We start from the raw sequence: 6,899 nt of genomic DNA on the forward strand, positions 1-6,899 counted from the left end.
GATATTACAAAATATTTCTTTTTATCTCTTTATTTTTCACGTGAATTAATGCTTTGAAAATATAGCGGGTAATTATTATTAAGTATTTCGCAATTCTATTTTTTAAAGTCTTTCATTTGGATATATTATAATTTCACGCTTTCGAACTACAGGACGTCATAATGGAACATGCGCAGTGGCAGCACCGCTTTGAACGCTGGCTCAATGAAAATCATTCTACCGAGGACGCGGCGCATGATATTGCGCATTTCCGCCGCGTCTGGATGACCGCGCAGACCATCATGGCCGGGGAGGGCGCCGATCCGCTGGTCGTGCTGGCCGCCTGCTACTTCCACGACATTGTCAGCCTGCCGAAAAACCATCCCGAGCGGAGTCAGTCCTCGCGGCTGGCGGCGCGCAAAACGCGCGAGATCCTGAGCGGCGCGTTTCCTGACTTTCCGGCAGAGCGCTATGCGGCAGTTGAGCACGCTATCGAGGCGCACAGCTTCAGTGCGGGCATTGCGCCGCAGAGTACAGAGGCGAAAGTCGTGCAGGACGCTGACCGGCTGGAGGCGCTGGGCGCCATTGGCCTGGCGCGCGTGTTTGCCGTGTCGGGGGCGCTGGGCGTCGCGCTGTTTGACGCCGACGACCCGTTTGCCGGGGCGCGAGCGCTGGATGATAAATCCTTTGCGCTCGACCACTTTCAGACCAAACTCCTGCGCCTGCCGGACACCATGCAAACCGCGCGAGGCCGGGAGCTTGCGCGTCACAATGCTGATTTCCTGATCCAGTTTATGGCGAAGCTGAGTGCTGAATTACAGGGTGATTACCTCGGAACTGATCGCCAGGTGCTGAACCATTTCCGTCGCAGTCTGCGATCCTGAACTGTGGTACTCTGTTTTCTGTCTTTATTGCCCGGTTAAGAGAATGCAGGAAAATCGATCAGTGACTGTGCCCGCGCCCGAGCGGGTTGAGAAATCAACGGCAGCCGTGCAGGCACTCCTGCGTCAGCTGCTGGAAATGTACGATGCTAAAACGCTGGCAAACCAGCTGGAGGCCCATGGCGAGAGCCACTGGAGCCCGGCGATACTCAAACGGCTGCTGATAAGCGACAGGGCAGGTCACCGCCTCAGCGACGGCGAGTTCCGCTACCTGCAAAATTTGCTGCCGCGTCCTCCTGCCGCGCATCCGAATTATGCTTTTCGCTTTATCGATCTCTTTGCCGGCATCGGCGGCATTCGCCATGGCTTTGAAGCCATTGGCGGGCAGTGCGTGTTCACCAGCGAATGGAACAAACATGCCGTGCGCACTTATAAAGCGAACTGGTACTGCGACCCCGACGCGCACCAGTTCAATGCGGATATTCGTGACGTCACCCTGAGCCATAAAACCGGCATCAGCGACGAAGAGGCCGCCGAACACATCCGTAACACCATTCCGGCGCACGATGTGCTGCTGGCCGGTTTCCCTTGCCAGCCGTTCTCGCTGGCTGGCGTATCGAAGAAGAACGCGCTGGGGCGCGCGCACGGCTTTGCCTGCGATACGCAAGGCACGCTGTTCTTTGATGTTGCCCGGATTATTGATGCGCGTCGCCCGGCGATTTTTGTGCTGGAGAACGTTAAGAATTTAAAGAGCCATGACGGGGGCAAAACCTTCCGCATTATCATGCAAACCCTGGACGAGCTGGGCTACGACGTGGCGGATGCAGAGGATATGGGGCCGGACGATCCGAAAATTATCGACGGCAAACACTTCCTGCCACAGCACCGCGAACGCATCGTGCTGGTGGGTTTCCGCCGCGATCTCAATCTGAAAGGCGACTTTACGCTGCGTGATTTGCCCTCGCTCTATCCGGCGCGTCGTCCGACGGTGGCCGAGCTGCTGGAGCCCGCCGTCGATGCGAAATTTATCCTGACGCCGGTGCTGTGGAAATACCTCTATCGTTATGCCAAAAAGCATCAGGCAAAAGGCAACGGCTTTGGGTTTGGCATGGTTAATCCGCTTAATCCAGACAGCGTGACGCGCACGCTGTCGGCGCGCTACTACAAAGATGGCGCGGAAATTCTTATCGATCGCGGCTGGGATAAGGCGCTGGGTGAAAAAGATTTCGACGATCCGCAGAACCAACAGCACCGGCCAAGGCGCTTAACCCCGCGCGAGTGCGCCCGCTTAATGGGGTTTGAGACGCCACAGGGCTATCGTTTTCGCATCCCGGTGTCGGACACCCAGGCCTACCGCCAGTTTGGCAACTCGGTGGTGGTGCCGGCTTTCGCCGCCGTCGCAAAACTGCTGGCCTCTCGCATCAGCAAGGCCGTTCAGCTTCGTCAGAGTGAGGCCGTCAATGGCGGACGTTCACAATAAGGCCACGCGCAGCAAGAACATGCGCGCCATCGGCACGCGTGATACCGCGATTGAAAAACGGGTCGCTGGCCTCCTGACCGCCGTCGGGTTTGAATTCAGGGTTCAGGATGCCACGCTTGCGGGGCGTCCTGATTTCGTGATCGACGCGTATCAGTGCATCATCTTTACCCACGGCTGTTTCTGGCATCATCACGACTGCTATCTGTTTAAAGTCCCGGCGACGCGCACCGAGTTCTGGCTGGAGAAGATTGGCAGGAACGTCGAGCGGGATAAACGCGACGTTTCGCAGCTTCACGCCCAGGGCTGGCGGGTGCTGATTGTCTGGGAGTGCGCGCTGCGCGGAAAAATGAAGCTGAATGATGTGGAACTGACGGAACGGCTGGAAGAGTGGATCTGCGGCGGCGGTCAGGCCGCGCAGATCGACACCCAGGGCATTCACCCGATCACGGTTTCTCCACCCCACACGGTGTGACAACTGGCTTCGCGGGCAGCAGATATTTACCCAGCGTGACCAGTACCACGGCAAAAACAATCACACCCAGCGCCAGCCATTCAATTGGCGACAACACTTCGCCAGCGAAACCGGTACCCAGCAGCACGGCAACCACCGGGTTAACGTAGGCGTAGCTGGTGGCAACCGCCGGGGAGACGTTGCGGATCAGGTACATATAAGCGTTGATGGCAATAATCGAGCCAAACAGCGCCAGATACCCGACGGCCAGGAAACCAGAGAGGCCTGGCATCGCCGTCAGTTTTTCTCCCGCCAGGGTGGAGGCAATCAGCAGCACGATCCCTGCCGCGAGCATCTCAATGGCACCCGCCATCATCCCGGAAGGCAGTTCAATGCGGGAGCCGTAGACCGAGCCGAAGGCCCAGCTCATGGAGCCGATCATGATCATCACCGCAGCCCACGGATTCCCGCTCAGGTTACCGCCGCTGTTAAGCATGATGATGCCCGCAAGCCCAATCGCAATGCCCAGCCATTCGAGCTTGCGGGTGCGGATCCCAAACAGACGACTAAAGCAGAGCGTAAACAGCGGCACGGTCGCGACAACCACCGCGGCGATCCCTGACGGCACGTTCTGATGTTCGGCAACGGTTACCGCACCGTTGCCCACCGCCAGCAGCAGCAGGCCGATCAGGGCGGCGTTAAGCAGAGGGCGCAGCGGCGGAAGCTTATGGCCGCGCAGCAGCAGAAACGTCAGCAGCAGCACGCCGGCTGCAAGGAAGCGAACGCCTGCCATCATCAGCGGGGGCCAGCTCTCCACGCCAATGCGAATGACAAAATAGGTGGATCCCCAGATGATATACAGGGAGAAAAGCGCTCCAATGAGCGGTAATAAATGCCGGAAACGCATAGTCCCTCACGACGGAATAAAAAGGTCGCTCATAGTTAACGCCAAAACTATCTCGCTGGCGAGCGCTTTAATTGGGCTGGTTATGTGAAATTTTTGTTGACGCGAGGTGCCAGTTTCCGGGCGGTGAGTTTTGTTCCATACTATTCACTTAATTAGCAAAAAAAGAAGGATAGAGATTTTGGCAGGAAGTAGCTTATTAACATTACTGGACGATATCGCCACCTTGCTGGATGACATTTCGGTGATGGGAAAACTGGCGGCGAAAAAAACCGCCGGGGTACTGGGAGACGATCTGTCCCTGAACGCGCAACAGGTGACCGGCGTGCGGGCGAACCGTGAGCTGCCGGTGGTGTGGGGCGTAGCGAAAGGGTCCTTTATTAACAAGGTGATCCTCGTTCCGCTGGCGCTGCTCATCAGCGCCTTTATCCCCTGGGCCATTACGCCTCTGCTGATGATTGGCGGGGCGTTCCTGTGCTTCGAGGGCGCCGAAAAGGTGCTGCATATGCTTGCGGCGCGCAAAGAGAAAGACACCCCCGAGATGCGCCAGCAGCGTCTGGAAGCGCTGGCCGCGCAGGATCCAAAAACGTTCGAGCGCGATAAAATCAAAGGCGCGGTTCGTACCGATTTCATCCTCTCGGCCGAAATTGTGGCGATTACGCTTGGGATCGTCTCCGAAGCACCGCTGATGAATCAGGTTCTGGTGCTTTCGTTGATTGCCATTCTTGTCACGGTTGGGGTGTATGGCCTGGTCGGGCTGATCGTCAAGCTGGATGATATCGGCTTCTGGCTGGAAAAAAAATCCAGCGCCATTGCACGCGGTATCGGCAAAAGCCTGCTGGTACTGGCCCCGTGGCTGATGAAAAGTTTGTCGATAGTGGGAACCCTGGCGATGTTCCTGGTCGGCGGCGGTATTATCGTGCACGGCGTGGCCCCGCTGCATCATGCCATTGAACATCTGGCGTCAGGTTATGGTTCGGCAATCGCCGCCATTCTGCCGACGCTGCTTAACCTCGTGCTGGGCTTTATCGTCGGTGTCATTGTGGTGGCAGTGGTTAAGCTGATTGGAAAAGTACGCGGCACAGCGCATTAATTATTGATGCGCTGCGGGTGCAAAAAGGCTATTCCTCGTCTAAATTGAAAACGTTTCACCCTGATACAGGAGGCAGGTATGGTCTTTTTGGTCAGTGATGAAGTTAAGCCTAAAAGTGGTGGTCCAGGCATGATTGTTACCGGTTATTCCAGCGGAATGGTGGAGTGTCGGTGGCATGACGGATACGGCATTAAGCGTGAGGCTTTTCGAGAAGACGAGCTTCAGCCTGCGAATAACAGGCAAGAGCGCGACAAGGCTTAATCACACAACGCCCGGCCATGCCGGGCGTTTTACTGGCAGAAGACGTATCCTGTCGGATGGCGGGCGACAATCAGGGAGTGGGTGTGCAACACGATACCTTTGTTGAAAAACAATCTTTGTTGCAGTGGCTGCATAAGCGTAGCAATCCCGGTTTGATTGTTAATCTCTGTTTTATCGTTGTGCTGATCTTTTCCACCCTCCTGACCTGGCGCGAAGTCGTGGTGCTGGAGGAGGCCTACATCTCCAGCCAGCGTAACCATCTGGAAACGGTGGCCAGCGCGCTGGACAGACAGCTCCAGTTTAGCGTCAATAAAATGCTCTATTTTCGCCACAGCATGCTTGATGCGCTGGAGACGCCGCTGGCGTTTGGGGTTCTGCAAGAAGCGGTAAAGCGTTTTGAACGCGTGAGGCGTTCCCCCGTCTGGCAAATCGCGGTCGATCCAAAACGCACGTTACCGATTAACGGCGTTTCGGATGCGTTTGTTGAACAAACAACGCTGCTCAACCGCGATGACGATTACCTGGATAAGGAGATCTCCGCCGCCCTCGAAGTGGGCTATTTGCTGCGCCTTGCATCCACGAACTCACGTCACGAGGAGCGGATATTATACGTTTCTCGCGCGGGTTTTTTTCTGGAAACGGATACACCTCCCCATCACAGCGATATTGCACAGCGCTATTATCATCTGGTGACGCAGCCCTGGTTTACGCAGCAGACCGATCGTGAAAACCGGGCGCGGGCGGTTCGGTGGTTTATCTCTCCTCCCTCAGCCTTTGCCGGAAAAAAGCCGCTCATTACGGCCAGCGTGCCGGTTTACTACGATCATGTCTGGTATGGCGTGGTGGCGATGGATTTTACCTTTGCCACCATGCGTCAGCTGCTGGTGGAGGCAATGGACGACCATACGGAAGGGGAGTACCAGCTGTATGACAGCCGCCTCAACATGCTGGCGACCACCGAGAAGCCAGCGGACGAGGTGAATCATTTCAATGAGCTGGAATTAGCGCAAATCGCGCACGCCATAGAACAGGACACCGAGGGCGGTATTCGCCTGGGAAGCCGTTTTATCAGCTGGGCGCGCCTCGATCATTTCGACGGCCTCGTCCTGCGGGTCCATACCCTGGATGAGGGGGTGCGCGGAGATTTCGGCAGCATCAGCATTGTTTTGGCCCTGCTTTGGGCGCTGTTCACCGCGATGCTGCTGATTTCATGGCTGGTGATCCGGCGCATGGTCAGTAATATGTATTCGATGCAGAACTCGCTGCAATGGCAGGCCTGGCACGATCCGCTGACCCGGCTGAATAATCGCGGGGCGCTTTTTGAGCAGGCGAAAAGGCTGGCGAAGCAGTGTGAACAGCAGTCGCTGCCGTTCTCGGTCATTCAGATCGATCTCGACTGCTTCAAGAGCATCAATGACCGGTATGGGCATCAGGCGGGTGATAAGGTGTTGACCCACGCCGCCGGGCTGATTGCCAGTACCCTGCGCGCGAATGATATTGCCGGACGCGTCGGTGGCGAAGAGTTCTGCGTCGTGCTGCCCGGCCTGACGATTGAAGAGGCGGCAGACGTCGCAGAGCAGATCCGCGAGCGTATCAACAGCAAAGAGATCCTGATTAAGAAAAGTACGACCCTGCGCGTGAGCGCGTCGTTTGGCGTTTCCTGCGCCCAGGAGAAGGGCGACTACCACTTCGAAAATCTGCAATCCGCCGCCGATGCGCGGCTGTATGAGGCGAAACAGCGCGGGCGTAACCGGGTTGTCTGGCAGGCTCACGACAAAAAGTGATCCAGCCCTTCACGCCAGCCGGCCGGTCCGGTGTGCTGAGTATGGTATACCCGCGCGGGATCGTTA

At 56.7% G+C, this 6,899-nt stretch carries 7 protein-coding genes; 6 read left to right on the forward strand and 1 reads right to left on the reverse strand.

Features of this window, described 5'->3' with window-relative positions:
* The first annotated feature begins 161 nt into the window (after positions 1-161).
* The 3 genes from INF58_RS20815 to INF58_RS20825 are packed head-to-tail and all read left to right on the forward strand — an operon-like array spanning position 162 to position 2,812.
* The gene (locus tag INF58_RS20815) at positions 162-863 is read left to right on the forward strand and encodes a phosphohydrolase (RefSeq protein ID WP_193528423.1); all 702 of its coding nucleotides are present in this window, start codon (positions 162-164) and stop codon (positions 861-863) included.
* Between the two features lie 43 nt (positions 864-906).
* On the forward strand, positions 907-2,340 hold the full coding sequence (locus INF58_RS20820; protein WP_193033481.1) for a DNA cytosine methyltransferase: 1,434 nt from the start codon (positions 907-909) through the stop codon (positions 2,338-2,340).
* On the forward strand, positions 2,321-2,812 hold the full coding sequence (locus INF58_RS20825) for a very short patch repair endonuclease (RefSeq protein WP_193528424.1): 492 nt from the start codon (positions 2,321-2,323) through the stop codon (positions 2,810-2,812). Before INF58_RS20820 ends, INF58_RS20825 begins: the two co-directional genes overlap by 20 nt.
* On the opposite strand, the gene yedA is transcribed toward INF58_RS20825, so the two are convergent.
* Positions 2,784-3,698 carry a drug/metabolite exporter YedA gene (gene yedA / locus INF58_RS20830; protein WP_107533307.1) on the reverse strand — a complete coding sequence of 305 codons (915 nt, stop codon included), beginning with the start codon at positions 3,696-3,698 and terminating at the stop codon, positions 2,784-2,786. The genes INF58_RS20825 and yedA overlap by 29 nt on opposite strands.
* A gap of 175 nt (positions 3,699-3,873) precedes the next feature.
* Between yedA and INF58_RS20835 the strand changes: the two genes are divergently transcribed.
* The 3 genes from INF58_RS20835 to dgcQ all read left to right on the forward strand — a co-directional run bounded on the left by INF58_RS20835 (position 3,874) and on the right by dgcQ (position 6,833).
* A complete protein-coding gene (locus INF58_RS20835; protein WP_353887284.1) occupies positions 3,874-4,788 on the forward strand; it encodes a DUF808 domain-containing protein in 915 nt (304 codons plus the stop codon).
* A gap of 78 nt (positions 4,789-4,866) precedes the next feature.
* Positions 4,867-5,049 (forward strand): YodC family protein, encoded by a 183-nt coding sequence (locus INF58_RS20840; protein ID WP_063450184.1) that lies wholly within the window; start codon positions 4,867-4,869, stop codon positions 5,047-5,049.
* Positions 5,050-5,132: 83 nt separating this feature from the next.
* Entirely contained in the window at positions 5,133-6,833 is a 1,701-nt protein-coding gene (dgcQ, locus tag INF58_RS20845; protein ID WP_112793153.1) for a cellulose biosynthesis regulator diguanylate cyclase DgcQ, read from the forward strand.
* Positions 6,834-6,899 lie beyond the last annotated feature (66 nt).

Source organism: Enterobacter cloacae complex sp. P24RS, from assembly GCF_014982165.1.
Classification (GTDB): domain Bacteria; phylum Pseudomonadota; class Gammaproteobacteria; order Enterobacterales; family Enterobacteriaceae; genus Enterobacter; species Enterobacter quasihormaechei.